Source organism: Saccharopolyspora antiqui, assembly GCF_052246905.1.
GTDB lineage: Bacteria > Actinomycetota > Actinomycetes > Mycobacteriales > Pseudonocardiaceae > Saccharopolyspora.
Map to the genome: position 1 here is coordinate 150101 of NZ_JBQQBO010000004.1, position 19957 is coordinate 170057.

The following is a 19957-nucleotide window of genomic DNA, read 5'->3' on the forward strand; positions in this document are numbered from 1 at the left end:
GCGACCCCTTCCCCGCTGCTCGTGGCGGCCCGATGACGCGGATCGTCATCGTCGGCAACGGGCCCGCCGCGCACCGGCTCGTCGAGCGGTTGCGCGCGCACCAGTACACCGGCCCGATCACGGTGCTGGGGCGCGAGGAACGCCCCGCCTACAACCGGGTGCTGCTCGCCGCCGTGCTGGATCGCACGCTCAGCCCCGACACGGTCACGCTGCCCGCGGTCGACGCCGAGGTGCGGTTGCGGGTCACCGCCACCGAAATCGACCGCACGCGGCGCGTCGTGCGCACCGACACCGGCGAGGAGCACCCGTACGACGTCCTCGTGCTGGCCATCGGTTCGCGGCCGAGGATGCCCGAGGTGCCGGGACTGCGCGCCGGCCACCTCCAACCGCTGCGCACGCTCGCCGACTGCGCGCGGATCGACGCCGTGGTGGGCCCGGTCGCGGTGCTCGGCGGCGGGATCCTCGGCGTCGAAGCCGCTCGGGCACTGCTGGCGCGCGGCCACGACGTGACGCTGGTGCACCCGAACCCGCATCTGATGGATCGGCAGCTCGACGACGCCGGTGGCCGGTTGCTCGCCGACCGGCTCGGCAAGCTCGGCGTCGAAGTTCGCCTGGGGCGCAAGGCGATCGCCTACCGGCCCGGTCGGCTGATCCTGGACAGCAGCGAGGTGGTAGCCGCGAACCTGGTCGTGGCGTGCACCGGGGTGATCGCCGAAACGGGGCTGGCGGTGCGGGCCGGGCTGGCGGTGCAGCGCGGAATCGTGGTCGACGACCAGCTGCGCACCAACGATGCGCGCATCCACGCCATCGGCGACTGCGCCGAGCACGACGGCGACACCCCCGGCCTGATCGCCTCGGCGTGGGACCAGGCCGACACGCTGGCCGCGCTGCTCACCGGAGCTGCCGCGCGCTACCGGGGCACCCGCACCGTCACCCGGCTCAAGGCGCGGGGCATCGACCTCGCCTCGATCGGTTCGGTCGAGGGCCTGGGCAGCCCCGAAGCCGAGGTCGTGACGCTGTCGGATCCGGCTCGTGGCCGCTACGCGAAGCTGGCGCTGCGGTCCGAGCGGATCACCGGGGCGGTGCTGTTCGGCTTCCCGGAGGCGATCGCGTCGGTCAGCCAGCTGCACGACCGCGACCTGCCGGTTCCCGCCGACCGCCTGGCACTGCTGCTGGGCACTCCGGCCGCGGTCCCCAGCGGTCCGGTCGAGCTCCCTGAGGACGCGGTGATCTGCCGCTGCAACAACGTCACCAAGAAGTCCCTGACCGCCGCCTGGCACGGCGGCGCCCGCTCGGTGCCCGAGTTGGCCAGGGCAACGCGGGCGACCACCGGCTGCGGCGGCTGCGTCGACGACGTCGGCCGCCTCTGCGGCGCGCTGGCCAACCGCATCGAACAACAAGAGGAGGGCGCGGCATGACCCGCACGCTTGTCGTCGTTGGGCACGGCATGGTCGGACACCGGCTCGTCGAGACGCTCCGGGAGCGCGACGCGGCCGATGCCTGGCGGATCATCGTCCTCGCCGAGGAGCCCCGCCCGGCCTACGACCGGGTGGCGCTGTCGTCCTACCTGGACGGCAAGAGCGCCGAAGACCTCAGCCTGGCCAGCCACGAACTGCTCGAAGACCCGGTGGTCGAGCTGCGGTTGAACACCGCCGTCACCGGCATCGACCGCACCGCCCGCACGGTGTCCACATCGGACGGTTCGGAGCTGGGCTACGACGCGCTGGTGCTGGCCACCGGCTCGCGGCCGTTCGTGCCGCCGGTGCCCGGGCACGACCTCGACGGCTGCTTCGTCTACCGCACCATCGAGGATCTCGACGCGATCCGCGCCGCGGCCGCCGAGGGCAAGCCCGGTGTCGTCATCGGCGGTGGGCTGCTCGGCCTGGAGGCCGCCAACGCCCTGCGGCTGCTGGGCATGCGCGCGCACATCGTGGAGATGGCGCCGCGGCTGATGCCGCTGCAGGTCGATGAGGGCGGCGGCCAGGTGCTCAGCCGGTTGGTCGGGGATCTCGGCTTGACGATCCACTGCGGTGCGGCGACGAAGTCCGTCGACGGCGACGAGCACGTCCGCGGCGTCACGCTGGCCGATGGCACGATGATCGACACCGAGGTCGTGGTGTTCTCCGCCGGGGTCCGGCCGCGCGACGAACTGGCCGAACTCGCCGGGCTACCGCGCGCCGAACGCGGCGGGTTCCTGGTCGACGAAAACTGCCGCACCAGCGACGAGCACGTCTGGGCCATCGGCGAATGCGCCGCCGTGCAGGGCCGCTGCTACGGCTTGGTCGCGCCCGGCTACAGCATGGCCGAGGGCGTCGCCGAGCAGCTGCTCGAACTCGGCGACGGGACCTTCCCCGGCGCGGACCTGTCCACCAAGCTCAAGCTGCTCGGCGTCGACGTCGCCAGCTTCGGCGACGCGCACGGCCGGACCGAAGGCGCTCTGGAGGTCGTCTACGCCAACAACGCCGCGGGCACCTACACCAAGCTCGTCCTCTCCGACGACGCACGGGTGCTGCTCGGTGGTGTGCTGGTCGGCGACGCCAGCGCCTATTCGGTGCTGCGACCGCTGATCGGGCGCGAACTGCCCGCCCCGCCGGAACAACTCCTGCTGCCCGCCGGTGCGGGCGTGGACTCGGGTGCGCTGCCCGCGGATGCGACGGTGTGCTCCTGCAACAACGTGTCCAAAGGGGACATCACCACCGCGATCACCGAGCGGGGACTCACCGATGTGCCCGGCATCAAGGGCTGCACCAAGGCCGGCACCAGCTGCGGTTCCTGCGTGCCGATGCTCAAAAGCCTGCTCGCCGAGTGCGGTGTGAGCACCTCCAAGGCGCTGTGCGAGCACTTCCCGCAGTCCCGCGCCGAGCTGTTCGAGATCGTCCGGGCGACCGGGATCGGCTCGTTCTCCGAGCTGATCGGCAAGCACGGCAGCGGGCGCGGCTGCGACATCTGCAAGCCCGCGGTCGCCTCCATCCTCGCCAGCCTCGGCAACGGGCACATCCTCGACGGCGAGCAGGCCGGGTTGCAGGACACCAACGACCGGTTCCTGGCCAACATGCAGCGCAACGGCACCTACTCGGTGGTGCCTCGGGTGCCCGGCGGGGAGATCACCCCGGACAAGCTGATCGCACTCGGCGAGGTGGCCAAGGAGTTCGGCCTCTACACCAAGATCACCGGCGGGCAGCGCATCGACCTGTTCGGGGCGCGGGTGGAGCAGTTGCCGCTGATCTGGCAGCGGCTGGTCGACGCCGGGTTCGAATCCGGCCACGCCTACGGCAAGGCGCTGCGCACGGTGAAGTCCTGCGTCGGCAACGACTGGTGCCGCTACGGGGTGCAGGATTCGGTGAGCATGGCCATCCGGCTGGAACTGCGCTACCGGGGCCTGCGGGCGCCGCACAAGGTCAAGGCCGGGGTGTCCGGCTGCGCCCGCGAATGCGCCGAGGCGCGCGGCAAGGACTTCGGCGTGATCGCCACCGAGAAGGGCTGGAACCTCTACGTCGGCGGCAACGGCGGGTTCACGCCGCGCCATGCCGAACTGCTGGTCGCCGATCTCGACGACGAGCAGCTGATCCGGCTCATCGACCGGTTCCTGATGTTCTACGTGCGCACCGCCGACCGGTTGCAGCGCACCGCGGCGTGGCTGGAAGCGATGGACGGCGGGCTGGACCACCTCCGGGAGGTGATCGTCGAGGACTCCCTCGGCATCGCCACCGAGCTGGAAGCCGCGATGCAGCGCCACGTCGACAGCTACGCCGACGAGTGGGCCGGGGTGCTGGCCGATCCCGGCAAGCTCGCCCGCTTCGTGTCCTTCGTCAACGCCCCCGACGAGCCGGATCCGACCGTCCGCTTCATCCAGGAGCGCGGCCAGATCCGGCCGGATCCGGTGGTGCTGCCGATGCCCGTCATCGCCAACCAGGAGGTGCGCACGTGAACTGGCAACAGATCTGCGAACTCGACCTGCTGCCGCCCGAGTACGGGGTGCCGGTGCTGGTCCAGGACCACCTGGTGGCGCTGTTTCGCACCCGCGACGACGAGTTGTTCGCGGTCGGCAACGTGGACCCGTTCTGCGGGGCCGGGGTGATCAGCCGCGGCATCGTCGGCGACCGCGACGGGGAACCCACGGTCGCCTCCCCGATGCTCAAGCAGGTGTTCTCGCTGCGCACCGGGCAGTGCCTGGACGATCCCAGCGCGCGGCTGCCGGTCTACCCGGTGCGCCGCCGTGCCGACGTGGTGGAGGTCGCCGTCCCTTGACCGATGAACTCGCTGGTTACACCGTCGCGGTAACCGCAGCGCGACGGGCCGACGAGCTCGGCTCCCTGCTTCAGCGCCGCGGCGCGCGGGTCGTGCACGGCCCGGCGCTGCGGATCCTGCCGCTGGCCGACGACACCGAGCTCCGCCGGGCGAGCCATGAATGCCTAGCGAATCCGCCGGATGCCGTGGTGGCCACCACCGGCATCGGCTTCCGCGGTTGGATCGAGGCGGCCGACGGCTGGGGCATCGGCGCCGAGCTGCTCGACGCGTTGCGTCCCGCGCAGCTGCTGGCGCGTGGGCCGAAGGCGCGTGGCGCGGTCCGGGCCGCCGGTCTGCCCGATCCGTGGTCGCCCGCTTCGGAATCCTCCGCGGAACTGCTGGCACACCTGCTCGACCAGCCGTTGGACGGCGTTCGGGTCGCGGTGCAGCTGCACGGCCAACCGCTGCCCGACTTCGTCGAGGCGCTGCGCTGCGCGGGCGCGACGGTGATCGAGATCCCGGTCTACCGCTGGACCGCGCCCGCCGACATCACCGCGCTGGAGAACCTGCTGGCCGCCGTTTGCGCGCAGGAGATCGATGCGGTGACGTTCACCAGTGCGCCCGCCGCCGCCAGCCTGCTGTCGCTGGCCGCCGAACGACGCTGCCGGGACGAGCTGCTGGCCGCGCTGCGCGGCCCGGTGCTGGCCGCCTGCGTCGGGCCGGTGACGCACGCGCCGCTGGCCGACCACGGGGTGCCCGCGGTGATCCCGCAGCGCTTCCGCATCGGCGCGCTGGTGCGGGTTTTGTGCGACGCGTTGCCGGGCCGTGCGCCGACCCTGCCGGTGGGGGGCCGGGAACTGCAGGTCCGGGGCCATGCCGCGGTCGTCGACGGGGTGGTGAAACCGCTTTCACCGCAGGGCAAAACGCTGCTGCGGGCACTCGCCGAGCGGCCCGGGAGGGTGGTGTCGCGGCGCAGCCTGGCCGAGGCGCTGAACTGCGCCGGGAACCCGTCGGACGAGCACGCCGTGGAGCAGGCCGTGGCCCGGCTGCGCGCCGCGCTGGGGGCACCCGAGCTGGTGCAGACCGTGATCAAACGCGGATACCGACTTCCGCTGGAACCGATGAGAGACGCCCCGCGATGCGCCGATCCGCAACCCTGACCCCGCTGCTGCTGGTCGCCCACGGCACCCGGGATCCCGCCGGGCCCCGGGTGGTCGAACGGATCGCCGACGCGGCCGCCGCGCGGCTGCGGGTGCCGGTGCACATCGCCTACGTCGACGTCATCGGCCCGAGCGTCGCGGACGCCTTGCGAGAGGTCGACGGCCCAGTGGTCGCGCTGCCCGCGTTCCTGGCCGCCGGTTACCACGTGCGCACCGACCTGCCCACGCAGATCGCCGCCAGCGGACGCGATGACGTGGTGGTTTGCGCGCCGCTGGGGCCTGCTCCGGAGATCATCGAGGCGATGCTGCTACGACTGGTCGCCGCCGGGTGGCAGCCCGGCGACCGGGTCGCGTTCGCCGCGGCGGGCTCGTCCGACGAGCGGGCACTCGCCGATGTGCGCGCCGCGGCGCGGCTGCTCGGTCGCCGCTGCGGCCAGTGGCTGAACCCCAGCTACGTCACCACCGCCGCACCGGCGACCGCCGATGTCTGCGGGCCCGCCGACTTCATCACGCCGTACCTGCTGGCGCCGGGTCTGTTCCACCGGCGGCTCGCGCAACTGCCGGTGCGGGGCATCGCCGATCCGATCGGCGCGCATCCGAGCGTGGTCGAGCTGATCGCCCGCCGCTACCGGCTGGCGGTGCGCGACCACGTTTCCGCCGCCTGACTTCGGGTACCCCGGTTGGATCACCGGCAGGTGGCCGCCGGGGGCGGCCGGTGGAGGGAAGGAAGCGTTGGAGATGGCTACCGCGAGCAGCGCAGCACAACACACTTCGCACCGGACCCAGCAGAGCCGGTCGACGAGCGCGGCGCACCCCACCCGCGCCAAGCAGCAGGCCGCCGCGAGCATGGCGATTCCGCTACCGCGCGTCACGGCGGAGATGCACACCTACCAGATTCCGTTGCCCAACCGCGCGAACATCACCTCCGCGGCCGAGACGGTGCGGGGCCAACTGCCCTCCCGGGACCAGGCGATGTTCTACGGCGGGCTGGCCGCCGGTGTCGCCTTCAGCCTGATCGAATGGCCGGTCGCGCTGGCCATCGGGGTCGGCAACGCGCTGATGCGGCGCACCGTCCAGCAGCAGGGCACCAAGAAGCGCTGACCGGGATGCCGCTGGGCTGGCTACTGGCCAAGACCGCCGAGATCGCAGCTCCCATCCGGCACGCGGTGCGGACGGTGGCCGCGGCTCCGGCCGATCGGCGGGTGTGGGTCGGGCGGCGGCGCAGCCATCTGGAAGTCCGGGGCATGCACCGGCCGGGCACCGAGGATGCCGCGCGGGATCTCGAACAACGCCTGCTGGCCGTCGACGGGGTGCGCAGCGCCGAGGTCAACGCCGTGCTGGGGCGGGTGATCATCGGGCACGATCCGGCCGAGCTCGGTGTCGCGGCGCTGGCGCGCGTGATCGCCGAGGTGGAGGCCGAACACGGGCTCGCCGATGCCGAGACCGCACCGGCGAGTGCGACGCACCCGGGCAACCCCGATGCGCTGCTGCGCGACGTGGGGGCGTTGGCGGTGAGCCTGGTCGGGCTCGGCTACGCGACGGTCGGCGCGCTGCTGCCGGTGCGCGGGGTGTCGCCGCTGGTTCCGGCGGTGGTGTCCCTTGTGGACTCGGTGCCGTGGCTGCGGGCGGGGTTGACCGGCAAGCTCGGGCGCTCGACCACCGACACCACGCTGGCCATCGGCGGCGCGGCGGCGCACGGGCTGGCCGGGAACCCGGTGGCGGTGGTGGCCGATCTGGGCAGCCGGTTCTGCGTCTCCCGCGAGGCGATCGCCCGCCACCAGGCGTGGCTGCGGTGGGAGGAGGCGGCCACGCACGGCTGCGATCCGGTGCCGACCGAGCCGCGCCCCTGCCCGCTGCCCGATGGCCCGGTCGAACGGGTCACGAACACCTCCGGCGGTCTCGCCCTGGCCGGGTACGCAACCGTGCTGGCCGCCACCCGCAATCCGCAGCGCGCCCTGGCGATGCTGCTGGCCGGGGTGCCGCGCCCGGCCAAGGCAGGTCGGGAGGCCTTCGCCGCGCAGTTGACCACCGCGCTGTCCGGGCGGGGCGGGTTGGTGCTGAACCCGGACGCGATGCGGCGGCTGGACCGCGTGGACACCGTCGTGTTCGACGCATCCGTGCTGCTCACCGGCCGTCGCGTGCTGGGTTCGGTGGTCCCGCTCGACGAATACGATCCGGCGGGGCTGTTCGCCCGCGCCAGCGAACTCGTCGACCTCCGCGACCCGGCGACCCCGCGGACCCGGGGCGAGTGGTCGATCGAGCCGTCTGACGAGCGCACCCGGCGGCTGGTGGCCGCGGACGTGGAGCGCGGCGCGAAGGTGCTCGTGCTCAGCCGCCGGTCGAGCCCGGTGGCGGTGGTCACGGTGGTCGACGAGCTGGATCCGCTGGCCGAGGCGCTGGTCGCGGCAGCCGCCACGGCCGGAACCGTCGCGGTGGCCGGGCTCGGCAGGCACCTGGAGCACCGGCTGCCGGTGGATCGGGTCGTCCCCGGCGGAAACCGGCTGGCCCAGTCGGTCCGGCGGCTGCAGGAGGACGGCGCCGTGGTGGCCGTGGTGGCCAGCAACGCGCACGCCGCCTTGATCGCCGCCGATCTCGGGATCGGTCTGTCCGAAGAGGACACCGATCCGTGGGGCGCGGACCTGTTGTGCCCCAACGCAGATCTGGTCCACCTGGTGCTGGCCGCGGTGGGCAACGCGCGCACCGCGAGCCGCCACGCCGTGCTGCTGTCGGTCGCCGGATCCTGCCTCGGTGCGGTGTTCGCGGCACTGGGTCCCGCGCGCGCCGCCGCGCTGCGCGCCTCGCTGCCGGTGCACACCGCGACGCTGTCCGCCCTGGTCACCGGCACCTGGGCGGCGATGCGCGCCGCGGGCCGCGCGCCGCCAGTACCCCAGGAGCGCACGCCCTGGCACGCCATGGCCCCCTCGGCCGTACTCGCCGCGTTCGGCAGCACCGAACGCGGCCCGAGCATGCCGGTGGCCAGGCAACGCCCGCAGGATGCCGGGCGGGCGTCGCTGAGCGTCGCCGGTGCGACGCTGGAAGGCCTGGTCAACCCGATCACCCCGGTGCTCGGGGCCGGTGCGGTCATCTCCGCGGGCTTGGGATCGATGCTCGATGCGGTGTTGATCGGCGGTGTGCTGGTGGCGAGTGCGCTGGTCGACGGCGTGCAGCGGGTGGCAACCGACCGCGAGCTGCGGCGGCTGCTGGACGCCGGGCAGCTGCCCGCCCGGCGGCGGCGCGACAGCACCACGGAAGTGGTGCCCGCCGATCGGCTGGTGCCCGGTGATGTCATCGAAGTCCGCTCCGGGGATGGCATTCCGGCGGACTGCCGACTGCTGGAGGTCGACGGCCTGGAGGTCGACGAGTCGGGACTGACCGGCGAATCCCAGTCCGTCGCCAAGGAAATCGCGGCGACGACCGCGCCCGCGGTCGGCGACCGGACCTGCATGCTGTACCAGGGAACCGCGGTGGCCAGCGGTTCCGGGACGGCGATCGTGGTGGCCACCGGCGCGCAAACCGAGCTCGGCCGCACGACGCAGGCGACGACGGCGCCCAGCGCCAGCGGAGGTGTCGAGGCGCGGTTGAGCGAGCTGACCAAGCAGGTGCTTCCGCTGTCGGTCGGCGCCGGGGCGGTGCTGATGGTGGTCGACCTGCTGCGGGGTCTGCCCCTCGGGCAGACCGTGGCCCGCTCGGTCGGCCTGGCGGTCGCCGCCGTGCCCGAGGGGCTGCCGTTCGTGGCGACGCTGGCCGAACTGGCCGCCGCACGGCGGCTTTCCCGGCGCGGCGTGCTGGTGCGCGCCCCGGCGACCATCGAGGCGCTGGGCCGGGTGGACGCGCTGTGCTTCGACAAGACCGGCACCCTCACCCAGGGCCGGATCACCCTGCGCCAGGTCTCCGACGGCACGCACGCGCAGTCCACTTCGGACCTCGATGCCGCCCACCGGGAGATCGTCGCCGCCGCGCTGCGCGCCAGCCCCCGCCCGGACGGCCGACCGATGCCGCACCCCACCGACCAGGCCGTGCTCGACGGCGCCGCCGCACTGGACGTCGAGCCGGCGCCGGAGGCGCTGGCCGAGCTGCCGTTCGAGCCGTCGCGGGGATTCCACGCGGTGCACACCGCCGGGCTGCTGTCGGTCAAGGGCGCACCCGAGGTGGTCCTCGACCGCTGCGCGTTCCCGCACCCCGAAACCCGCGCCGTGCTGGACGCGGAGATCGAACGGCTGGCGCTGCGCGGCTACCGGCTGCTCGCGGTGGCCCAGCGCTCGGCACCGCCCGGCCTCGCCCTCACCGAGTCCGATGTGGATGGTCTGGAGTTCATCGGGCTGCTCGGACTGGCCGACCCGGTGCACCCCACCGCCGCCGACGCGGTGGCCCGGCTGCGCCGCTCCGGCGTGGACGCGATCATGATCACCGGCGACCACCCCAGCACCGCCGAGGCCATCGCCGCCGAACTCGACATGCTCGGCGACAAGCGGGTGCTCACCGGCGCCGAGCTGGACGGGCTCGACGACGAGCAGCTGGCCGGGGAGCTGCCGAAGGTCTCGGTGTTCGCGCGGGTCAGCCCGGCGCAGAAGGCGCGGATCGTGCAACAGCTGCGGGCCGGTGGCCGGGTGGTGGCGATGACCGGCGACGGCGCCAACGACGTGCCCGCGATCGGCCTGGCGCACGTCGGCATCGCCTTCGGCTCCCGCGCCACACCCGCCGCGCGGGAAGCAGCCGACCTCGTCGTCTCCGACGACCGGATCGAGACCCTCACCGACGGCGTGGTGGAGGGCCGCGGCATGTGGATGTCGGTGCGCGACGCGCTGTCGATCCTGCTGGGCGGCAACCTCGGCGAGATCGGCTACGCGCTGGGCACCGGCCTGCTCGGTCCCGGCGCCGGGCTCAACGCGCGGCAGCTGCTGGTGGTCAACCTGCTCACCGACGTGCTTCCGGCCATCGCGATCGCGGTGCGCCCGCCGCCGCACGCCACACCGGAGAAGCTGCTCGCCGAAGGCCCGGAGGCGTCGCTGGGCGCGGCGCTGGCGCGCGACGTCTACGTCCGCGCGACGGCCACCGCCGGTGCCGCCGGAGCGGCCTGGCTGCTGGCCCGGCCGCTGTCCACCGCGGCCCAGGCCCGCACCACCGGACTGGTCGCGCTGGTCTCCGCCCAGCTGGCGCAGACCCTCGCGGTGCGCGGCCGGACCCCGCTGGTGCTCATCGCCGGTACCGGCTCGTTGCTGATCCTGGCCGCGCTGGTGCAGATCCCGGGGATCAGCCAGTTCTTCGGCAGCAGCCCGTTGCTACCGCACCACTGGGGCATCGCGCTGGGCACCGCCGTGGCCGCGGCACTGGTCGTCCTGCTCTGGCCGAACCACTGACCTGCACTGTTCCCAGGCGCTTCACCTGCCGGTCACCTGACTCGCCCCGAGTCCTAACTGGATCAGCGCACCGTCGGGGCGTACCGAGAAGACACTCGCAGAAAGCACCCGAGATGCCCCAGTTCCTCAGCACCGTCCTGGCCGCCGTGGCCGTCGCCCTGGTGGAGACCCTCGTCGTCCACCTGGTCAAGTCCGCCCTGCGCGCGGCCTGACGCTCGGCGGTAGCCCGAGCGGTTTCGCGCGAAACCGCCCCCCGCTTCCCGAGCGGAGCGTCAATTTCGCGCGAAATCGCCAGACCTAAACCCCCACCAACTCCGAGGCCAGCTTCCGCTGCGGTGCCGCGCGTTGCGCGACGTAGGCACCGGCGAGGATCAGCGCACCGCCGAGCAGTTGCATCGGCCCGAGCTGCTCAGCGAGCAGCCACCAGGCCAGCAGCGTGGCCACCACCGGCTCCAGGAACGCGACCGCCCCGGCGACCTGCGGCGACAGCCTGCGCACCGCGACGATCCCGGTCAGGTAGGCCAGCACCGTGCTCAGCACGACGATCCAGGCGACCGCCAGCAGCGCGGGCACCTGCTGCCCGGCCAGCTCGACCTGCCCGACCAGCAGCGTCCAGTCCAGCTCCCACGGCCGGGCGAGCAGCGTGACCACCCCGGCGCCGAGCAGCAGCCCGAAGCCCGTCAGGGCGAACGGGTTGACCTCGCCGCCGCTGTCGGACAGCAGGAAGTAGGTGGCCTGGCAGGCCGCCGCGCCCAGCGCCAGCAGCAGTCCGATCGGGTTGAAGCCCAGCCCGGACCACAGCTGCACCACGAAGATCAGGCCGACGACCGCGATCAGCACGCCGATGGCCGCCGCGCGGGGCACCGGGTTGCGGCGGACGAACCGGGTCCAACCCAGCACCATCACCGGGCCGAGGAACTCGATCAGCAGCGCCACCCCGACCGGCACGGTGGCGATCGCGGCGAAGTAGCAGACCTGCACCCCGGCGATCGCGAACAATCCGTACCCGAGGATCAGCGTCGGCACCCGGCGCACGGTCGGCGCGTAGCGGACGGCGAACGGCAACATCAGCAGTGCGCCCCCGGCCAGTCGCAGCCAGGCCACCTGCAGCGGCGTGAACCCCGCGGTGATCAGCGGCTTCGCGAACGGTCCGGAGCCGCCGAAGCAGAACGCCGAGACGACGGCGAACGCCACCCCGGCCGACTTGGCGTTGTTGATCAGGTTGCGCACCCATCAATCGAAGCACGCCACCCCGACCCCTCAGAAGCGAGTTCCGGTACAGGCGTCCCAGTCCTTGGGACGCCGGAAAATTCGGCGCTTTTGCACGGGCCGGTACAGGTGACCGAGAGTTTGCCAACCCTCAGTTGAGAGCAAATACAGGACAAGCGTACTGTTAGAGGCGAAGAGCGCGGGTCCCCGCGCACGCCCGGCCGACGTGCGCGAGACTCGCAACCGTTCCCGAACTTGCGTCCGTCGCGAGATGGAGTTGAACGTGACTGCACCTGCGAGCAAGGACAGCTTCGGCGCCCGCGGCACGCTGAACGTCGGTGACGCCTCCTACGAGGTGTTCCGGCTCAGCGCGGTCGACGGCGCACAGCGGCTGCCCTACAGCCTCAAGATCCTCCTGGAAAACCTGCTGCGCACCGAGGACGGCGCGAACATCACCGCCGACCACGTGCGCGCCCTGGCCAGCTGGGACGCCAAGGCCGAGCCGTCCACCGAGATCCAGTTCACCCCGGCGCGGGTGATCATGCAGGACTTCACCGGCGTGCCGTGCGTGGTCGACCTGGCCACCATGCGCGAGGCGGTGGCCGAACTGGGCGGCGACACCACCAAGGTCAACCCGCTGGCACCGGCCGAACTGGTCATCGACCACTCGGTGATCATCGACGTGTTCGGCAAGCCGGACGCCTTCGAGCGCAACGTCGAATTCGAGTACGGCCGCAACAAGGAGCGCTACCAGTTCCTGCGCTGGGGACAGGGCGCCTTCGACGAGTTCAAGGTCGTCCCGCCGGGCACCGGCATCGTGCACCAGGTCAACATCGAGCACCTGGCGCGCACCGTGATGGCCCGCAGCGGCCAGGCCTACCCCGACTCCTGTGTGGGCACCGACTCGCACACCACCATGGTCAACGGCCTGGGTGTGCTGGGCTGGGGCGTCGGCGGCATCGAGGCCGAGGCCGCGATGCTCGGCCAGCCGGTGTCGATGCTCATCCCGCGGGTGGTCGGCTTCAAGCTCACCGGCGAGATCCCGGCCGGTGCCACCGCCACCGACGTGGTGCTGACGATCACCGAGATGCTGCGCAAGCACGGTGTGGTCGGCAAGTTCGTCGAGTTCTACGGCTCCGGCGTGGCCTCGGTGCCGCTGGCCAACCGCGCCACCATCGGCAACATGAGCCCGGAGTTCGGTTCCACCTGCGCGATCTTCCCGATCGACGACGAGACCATCCGCTACCTCAAGCTCACCGGTCGCTCCGCCGAGCAGGTCGCGTTGGTCGAGACCTACGCGAAGGAACAGGGTCTCTGGCACTCGCCCGACCACGAGCCGGAGTACTCCGAGTACCTCGAACTGGACCTGTCGACCGTGGTCCCCTCGATCGCCGGTCCGAAGCGCCCGCAGGACCGCATCGTGCTGGCCGAGGCCAAGCCGTCGTTCCGCACCGCGCTGACCGACTACGCCAAGGTGGAGAAGACCGCCGACGACGCGGCGCTGGACGAAGCGATCGAGGAGTCCTTCCCGGCCAGCGACTCCCCCTCGATCACCCACCGCGAGTCCGCGCCGCAGATCGTCTCGGCCGCCAACGGCTCCAACGGCCGGATCTCCAAGCCGGTCAAGGTCTCCTCGGACGAGCTCGGCGAGTTCGAGTTGGACCACGGTGCCGTGGTGATCGCCTCGATCACCTCCTGCACCAACACGTCCAACCCGTCGGTGATGCTGGGCGCAGCGCTGCTGGCCCGCAACGCCGTGGACCGGGGGCTGACCCGCAAGCCGTGGGTGAAGACCTCGATGGCGCCGGGTTCGCAGGTCGTCACCGACTACTACGAGAAGGCCGGGCTGTGGCCGTACCTGGAGAAGCTGGGTTTCCACCTGGTCGGTTACGGCTGCACCACCTGCATCGGCAACTCCGGTCCGCTGCCGACGGAAATCTCCGCCGCGGTGCAGGACAACGACCTGTCGGTGGTCTCGGTGCTGTCGGGCAACCGGAACTTCGAGGGCCGGATCAACCCCGACGTCAAGATGAACTACCTGGCCTCGCCGCCGCTGGTGATCGCCTACGCGCTCGCGGGCTCGATGGACTTCGACTTCGAGAACGACGCGCTGGGCACCGATCCCGAGGGCAAGCCGGTCTACCTGCGCGACATCTGGCCGTCGCCGCAGGAGGTCCAGACGGTCATGGACTCGGCGATCACCAACGAGATGTTCACCAAGAGCTACGAGGACGTCTTCAAGGGCGACGAGCGGTGGCGGTCGCTGCCCACCCCGGAGGGCAAGACCTTCGAGTGGGACGCGAACTCCACCTACGTGCGCAAGCCCCCGTACTTCGAGGGCATGGCGATGGACCCGGCACCGGTCACCGACATCTCCGGGGCCCGCGTGCTGGCGCTGCTGGGTGACTCGGTCACCACCGACCACATCTCCCCGGCCGGTGCGATCAAGCCGGACTCGCCCGCGGGCAAGTACCTCACCGACCACGGCATCGACCGCAAGGACTTCAACTCCTACGGTTCCCGCCGCGGCAACCACGAGGTGATGATCCGGGGCACGTTCGCCAACATCCGATTGCGCAACCTGCTGTTGGACGACGTGCAGGGCGGCTACACCCGCGACTTCACCCAGGACGGCGGCCCGCAGGCGTTCATCTACGACGCCGCGCAGAACTACGCCGCGCAGGGCATCCCGCTGGTGGTGCTCGGCGGCAAGGAGTACGGCTCCGGCTCCTCGCGCGACTGGGCGGCCAAGGGCACCCTGCTGCTCGGGGTCCGCGCCGTCATCGCCGAGTCCTTCGAGCGAATCCACCGCTCGAACCTGATCGGCATGGGCGTCATCCCGCTGCAGTTCCCGGCGGGTTCCTCGGCCAAGTCGCTGGGCCTGGACGGCACCGAGACCTTCGACTTCGCGGGCATCACCAAGCTCAACGACGGTGACACCCCGCAGACGGTGAAGGTGACCGCGACCAAGGCCGATGGCTCCACTGTGGAGTTCGACGCCAAGGTCCGCATCGACACCCCTGGTGAGGCGGACTACTACCGCGACGGCGGCATCCTGCAGTACGTGCTGCGCAAGATGATCCGCTCCTGATCTCCTGCCGATCCGGCAGGAAGCCAACGAACGGGCCGGTGCGCCACAAGCGCATCGGCCCGTTCTCTTCTTCTCGTCGAACACGCACGGCAGTCCGATGGGCGTCAGGTCCGAGACTGGCAGCAACGATGGCGAAATCGCTTGGTGGCCACAGGTGGTGCACCGCAACACCACTTGGCTCTCGCGGAATTCCGGATCCACGTTGTGGCACGTGAGCAGGCCTTCAAGCGCCTACCTGCTGCCGAGCCGACACACCTGGGGCAATCAGCAACGGGTTCAGGCCTGCATGCCGCCATCGACGGGTAGGACGACACCGGTCACGTAGGACGCCCGGTCGCTGAGCAGCCATGCGGCCGCCTCGGCGATCTCGTCCGGATCGGCCGCACGGCGAAGCGGCGTCATGGCATTGAGCCGGTCCACGATGTCGGGCTGCCGGGCCACCCAGTCCCGCACCATCGGGGTCAGCGTGGTGCCGGGCGCGATGGCGTTCACCCGGATCCCCTCGGCACCGCACTCGACGGCCGCCGTCGCGGTGATGCTGTTGACCGCGCGCTTGGCCGCGCCGTAGGGGCCGAGCCCGGCGCTGGGATTCGCGCGGAAGCCGCCGACGCTGCTGTTGTTGACGATCGCGCCACCGTTCGCCGTGGCGCGCATCGCCGCGATCTCGGCCCGCATGGCAAGCCAGACCGATCGGTAGTTGATCGCGCCGATCAGGTCGAACTGCTCGGTGGGCACCTCGACCAGCGGCGCGGGCGGGATCGCGATCCCCGCGTTGTTGAAGGCGACGTCGAGGCGGCCGTACCGGTCCACCGCGGTGTCCACGACCCGGCGCACATCGGCCTCGTCGCCGACATCGGCCACCACGTAATCCGCGGTGCCGTCGGCGGCCCGGATCTCCTCGACCACGGTCACCAGATCAGCTTCGGTCCGAGAAGTGAGCATCACGACCGCACCTTCGGCAGCGAAGACCCGCGCCGCCGCGGCGCCAATGCCACGTCCCGCGCCGGTGATCAGGGCCACCTTGTCCGCCAACAGTCCGGGAATCTGTTCCTTCGGCTGCACAGCTGCTTCATTCATGGCACCGAGCATCAGGTGGTCGCACAGGTCCCAACCAGAGACTCCGAGTCCCTGGCAGTGCCATGCCGCGACTGGATACTGGCAGCGTGGACAAACGCGAACTCGCGGCCTTCCTGCGCGTCCGAAGAGAATCGCTGCGGCCCCCGGATCTGGGCCTACCGGCCGGTCCGCGACGGCGCACCCCCGGCCTGCGCCGCGAGGAGATCGCACAACTCGCCCACATCTCGACCGACTACTACACGCGCTTGGAGCAGGCGCGCGGACGCCATCCGTCGACGGCGGTGCTCGCCGGGCTCGCTCGTGCCCTGCGACTGTCCACACCGGAGCGCGACTACCTCTTCGAGCTCGTCGGCGCGGCACCGGATCCGCCCGCGCGGCCGTCCAGCGAAGTGCGGGCGAGCCTGTTGACGTTGCTGGAGCGGATGCCCGACTCGGCGGTTCTGGTGCTCGACGCCAAATACGACGTGATCGCCTGGAACTCGTTGGCCGCCGCGCTGCTGGAGGACTTCTCGGCGGTGCCGCAGCGCGACCGGAACCTGATCCGGCGGTACTTCCTGCCCGACCCCGCCCAGCGCCGGTACGGACTGGCCGACGACTCCGACTTCGGCGAATACGCGGTGGCCCACCTGCGCTCGGCCACCGCGCGCTACCCCGCCGATCCCGGTATCCGCGCACTGGTCGCCGAGCTCCGCGCGGCCAGCCCCGAGTTCGCCCACCGCTGGCAATCACACCAGGTGCGCACCGCGCACCACCTACCCAAGACCATTGACCACCCGGTGGTCGGCCACCTCGTACTGCACTGCGACGTCCTCCTCGAACCACAACAGGACCAGCACGTAGTGATCTACACCGCCGAACCCGGCAGCCCGTCCGACCAAGCCATGCAACTGCTAAAGGTCATCGGCACCCAACGCATCACCATCCCAACCTGAGCCCCCAACGCTGCTGCGGACGAGGTGAAGGGCACCTTTCGCCAACTAACTTGGTAAAAGGCGCCCTCCACTCCTCAGCCGAAAGTGAGCGCCATGCGCAGCGCTGCGAAACGAGCGCGGTGCGCGGTCAGTTCTGGTGGGGGCGGCGGCAGACGTAGCTGCGGGCCGGTGGGACGTTGCGCCACACCGTGCGCGAGGTGAGCACCTCGTCGAAGGTCAGGTCCAGGCGACGGCGGAACTGGCGGGCGCCGGACATGCCGAGGGCGTGCACGTAGGCGAACGTGGTGAACGCGCCACCGGGCGCGAGGACCGCGCCGACCTGGTCCAGGATGGCCTGTTGCAGGTCGGCCGGGAAGATCGACCACGGCAGCCCGCTGACCACCGCGTCCACCCGCTCGATACCGGCCTCGCCCAGCAGGTCGCCGAGCCGGGCGGCGTCGCCCTGGATGACCTCCAGCCACGGCAGTTCGCCGCGCAGGTACTCGACCATGCCGCCGTCCAACTCGATCGCCACCTGCCTACCGCCAGCGGGCAGCCGACGGGAGATCGCGCCGCTGAGCGCCCCGGTGCCGGGCCCCAGTTCCACCACCACCGGACGGCCCGAGGTCGGCACCACGGCGGCCATTTCGCGGGCCAGGTTCGGCGAACTGGGCACGACCGCGCCGACCAGGTTCGGTTTGCGCACCGCGCGCTCGATGAACGTCCGGTAGTTGGCCAGCGCCGATCCGCCCGACCGGGGCAGCACGGGAACGCCTGGCTGTGGACCACGGGACTGTTCGGCTGGAGTCACGGATGCCCTTCCCGATCGGTGGTTCGGCCCTTGTTCGGCCCACCCTATCGGTCCAGCGGCGCACCGCGCCGAAGCAGTGCGGCTCATCTGCCGATCAGCACGCCGCCAACGCCGATCGAGCTCTGATCACTCCCGGCGAATAACCGAGTCGGCAAAAGGCCGAATCGATGTGATGCAACTAATCGGGAAAAGCACCGAGAAATGGATAACGAAAACCGGCGGGCGACGATCGGATTCGCACGCCATTGCCCGGCTCGGGGGTCCACGGGCCTGTTCCCGGAGACGGGAGCAAGCCCGTTAACGCGCGTCCTCGCTCAGGCGATGCGCTCGGCCACCGGGCCCACCTGGTCCGGGGTGCCCGGCTGCGACCGCCACGACCACTTCGTCAACGCTCCCGCCACTGCCAGCAGCACAACCGCCTCAGCCGCCAGGGCCACCCACACCGTTGTCACTTCTTGCCTCCCTTCGATGAACCTCCCCGTCTTCCGCGCGCACGCGAGGGACCGCCGACAAAGGGCACGACGAACGGAAGAAGGTTTGGGGAACCACTGCTTGCAACTTCAATCGTAGGGTATTGTTTCGCGGAGATTAAAGGCGCCCGCCAGTGTCTTGCGTCGCACTCGGTCGGCCTATCACGTATTGCCGCAAAAGTGGCACAGACCACTGCCGCGGCGGGAAGAATCCGGCGCGACGGCTGTTCTGCTGGATGTGCAGCGCAGCGACGTCGTGGTGATCGGAGCCGGTCAGGCCGGGTTGACCAGCTCGTACCACCTCCGGCGCACCGGCATCGACCACGTGGTGCTCGATCGGGGCGACGGGCCCGGCGGCGCCTGGCGGCACCGCTGGCCGTCGTTGCGGCTCGGTGGCGTGCACGGCATCCACGACCTGCCGGGCAGCCCGCTACCCGAGACCGACGGCACCCGTCCGGCCGCCGAGGTCGTCGCCGAGTACTTCCAGCGGTACGAGTTGACGATGGGACTTCCGGTGCTGCGGCCGGTGAAGGTGGCCGCGGTCCGCGACGGTGGCGCACGGCTGCTGGTCGACAGCTCGGCCGGAACCTGGGCGGCGCGGGCGGTCATCAACGCCACCGGCACCTGGGAGAACCCGTTCTGGCCGCACTACCCCGGTCAGCAGCTGTTCACCGGTCGCCAACTGCACACCGCCGACTACCGGGGACCCGAGGAGTTCCGCGGGCAGCACGTGATCGTGGTCGGCGGCGGCATCTCGGCGGTGGAACACCTGCTGGAGATCTCCGAGGTCGCCGAGACGACCTGGGCGACCCGGCGGCCACCGCGATTCACCGACACCAACTTCACCCCGTTCGACGGGCGCGCGGCGGTCGCCGAAGTGGCGCGCCGGGTCGAGGCCGGTCTGCCACCCGGCAGCGTGGTCAGCGCGACCGGCCTGCCCGACACCCCCGCGCTGCGCGCGGCGCGGCAGCGGGGCGTGCTGCACCGGCTGCCGATGTTCGAGCGGATCACCGCCGACGGCGTCGAATGGGCCGACGGACGCACCCAGCGGGCCGACGTGATCCTGTGGGCCACCGGTTTCCGACCGGCGCTCGCCCACCTCGCGCCGCTGCACCTGCGCGAACCGGGCGGGGGTATCCGGGTGGAGGGCACTCGGGCGGTCGCCGAGCCCCGCCTGCACCTCGTCGGCTACGGGCCGTCTGCCAGCACGATCGGCGCCAATCGCGCTGGTCGGGCAGCCGTCCACGAGATCCGCGCACTGCTGCGGACGACATCGAGAAAGTCTTGAACCGCCTGTCTTCGTTCTTTACGCGGCGCCAGCCGCACCGCCACGGTTTCTCAGACTCTGCCCGCTGGCGTTCTCCGCGAGGCCTGCCCCGACCTGGTGTATCGGACATGAATGATGTCGGGGATCGGCGGAGTCGAGACGGCATCTGAATGCCTGTCTTTGAAGTGGCTGTGTCGGCTCGACCACCTCGGGTGGGGTGGTCGATTTTCGCGAAATCGCACCGCCGCCCAAACGGGCCCCACAAATCCTCAAGAAGGCCTGTCCAGGGACCTAATGCCCTGTGGGCGGCCGGTCGGAATGGCCAGGCTGCGCTTAGCGGCTCAACCGCGTGAAGCGGCGCCATCTCCAGGAGAGGG

General features: G+C 71.3%; 14 protein-coding genes. 10 read left to right on the plus strand and 4 right to left on the minus strand.

The genetic code is table 11. From position 1 onward, the window contains the following. Positions 1-32: 32 nt before the first annotated feature. From ACTWQN_RS09580 to ACTWQN_RS09610, 7 genes are all read left to right on the plus strand, one after another. On the plus strand, positions 33-1418 hold the full coding sequence (locus ACTWQN_RS09580; protein ID WP_443203172.1) for an FAD-dependent oxidoreductase: 1386 nt from the start codon (positions 33-35) through the stop codon (positions 1416-1418). Continuing rightward, complete coding sequence (gene nirB / locus ACTWQN_RS09585; RefSeq protein ID WP_443203009.1) at positions 1415-3928, plus strand: nitrite reductase large subunit NirB; 2514 nt, start codon at positions 1415-1417, stop codon at positions 3926-3928. The genes ACTWQN_RS09580 and nirB overlap by 4 nt, the downstream gene beginning before the upstream one ends. Next, positions 3925-4248, plus strand: coding sequence for a nitrite reductase small subunit NirD (gene nirD, locus ACTWQN_RS09590; protein ID WP_443203010.1), 324 nt, complete (start codon positions 3925-3927; stop codon positions 4246-4248). Before nirB ends, nirD begins: the two co-directional genes overlap by 4 nt. Further along, on the plus strand, positions 4245-5387 hold the full coding sequence (locus ACTWQN_RS09595) for a uroporphyrinogen-III synthase (RefSeq protein WP_443203011.1): 1143 nt from the start codon (positions 4245-4247) through the stop codon (positions 5385-5387). Before nirD ends, ACTWQN_RS09595 begins: the two co-directional genes overlap by 4 nt. Continuing rightward, on the plus strand, positions 5366-6052 hold the full coding sequence (locus ACTWQN_RS09600) for a sirohydrochlorin chelatase (protein WP_443203012.1): 687 nt from the start codon (positions 5366-5368) through the stop codon (positions 6050-6052). The genes ACTWQN_RS09595 and ACTWQN_RS09600 overlap by 22 nt, the downstream gene beginning before the upstream one ends. A gap of 73 nt (positions 6053-6125) precedes the next feature. Next, positions 6126-6488 carry a hypothetical protein gene (locus tag ACTWQN_RS09605; protein ID WP_443203013.1) on the plus strand — a complete coding sequence of 121 codons (363 nt, stop codon included), beginning with the start codon at positions 6126-6128 and terminating at the stop codon, positions 6486-6488. Between the two features lie 5 nt (positions 6489-6493). Beyond that, positions 6494-10744 (plus strand): HAD-IC family P-type ATPase, encoded by a 4251-nt coding sequence (locus tag ACTWQN_RS09610; RefSeq protein ID WP_443203014.1) that lies wholly within the window; start codon positions 6494-6496, stop codon positions 10742-10744. A gap of 297 nt (positions 10745-11041) precedes the next feature. Here the strand turns inward: ACTWQN_RS09610 and ACTWQN_RS09615 are convergent, their stop codons facing one another. Continuing rightward, the gene (locus ACTWQN_RS09615) at positions 11042-11974 is read right to left on the minus strand and encodes an EamA family transporter (protein ID WP_443203015.1); all 933 of its coding nucleotides are present in this window, start codon (positions 11972-11974) and stop codon (positions 11042-11044) included. Between the two features lie 250 nt (positions 11975-12224). On the opposite strand from ACTWQN_RS09615, the gene acnA reads away from it, so the two are divergent. Further along, positions 12225-15044 carry an aconitate hydratase AcnA gene (acnA, locus tag ACTWQN_RS09620; RefSeq protein ID WP_443203016.1) on the plus strand — a complete coding sequence of 940 codons (2820 nt, stop codon included), beginning with the start codon at positions 12225-12227 and terminating at the stop codon, positions 15042-15044. Positions 15045-15320: 276 nt separating this feature from the next. Here the strand turns inward: acnA and ACTWQN_RS09625 are convergent, their stop codons facing one another. After that, positions 15321-16121 (minus strand): SDR family NAD(P)-dependent oxidoreductase, encoded by an 801-nt coding sequence (locus ACTWQN_RS09625; protein ID WP_443203017.1) that lies wholly within the window; start codon positions 16119-16121, stop codon positions 15321-15323. Between the two features lie 86 nt (positions 16122-16207). Here ACTWQN_RS09625 and ACTWQN_RS09630 point away from each other — a divergent pair, with 86 nt between their 5' ends. Continuing rightward, positions 16208-17053, plus strand: a complete 846-nt coding sequence (locus ACTWQN_RS09630; RefSeq protein WP_443203018.1) for a helix-turn-helix transcriptional regulator — start codon at positions 16208-16210, stop codon at positions 17051-17053. A 127-nt stretch (positions 17054-17180) separates the two neighbouring features. On the opposite strand, the gene ACTWQN_RS09635 is transcribed toward ACTWQN_RS09630, so the two are convergent. After that, the gene (locus tag ACTWQN_RS09635) at positions 17181-17738 is read right to left on the minus strand and encodes a class I SAM-dependent methyltransferase (RefSeq protein ID WP_443203173.1); all 558 of its coding nucleotides are present in this window, start codon (positions 17736-17738) and stop codon (positions 17181-17183) included. Between the two features lie 419 nt (positions 17739-18157). Next, on the minus strand, positions 18158-18295 hold the full coding sequence (locus tag ACTWQN_RS09640; RefSeq protein ID WP_443203019.1) for a hypothetical protein: 138 nt from the start codon (positions 18293-18295) through the stop codon (positions 18158-18160). Positions 18296-18551: 256 nt separating this feature from the next. Between ACTWQN_RS09640 and ACTWQN_RS09645 the strand changes: the two genes are divergently transcribed. Then, positions 18552-19601: an FAD-dependent oxidoreductase gene (locus ACTWQN_RS09645; RefSeq protein ID WP_443203020.1), complete on the plus strand. Its 1050-nt coding sequence runs from the start codon at positions 18552-18554 to the stop codon at positions 19599-19601. Positions 19602-19957 lie beyond the last annotated feature (356 nt).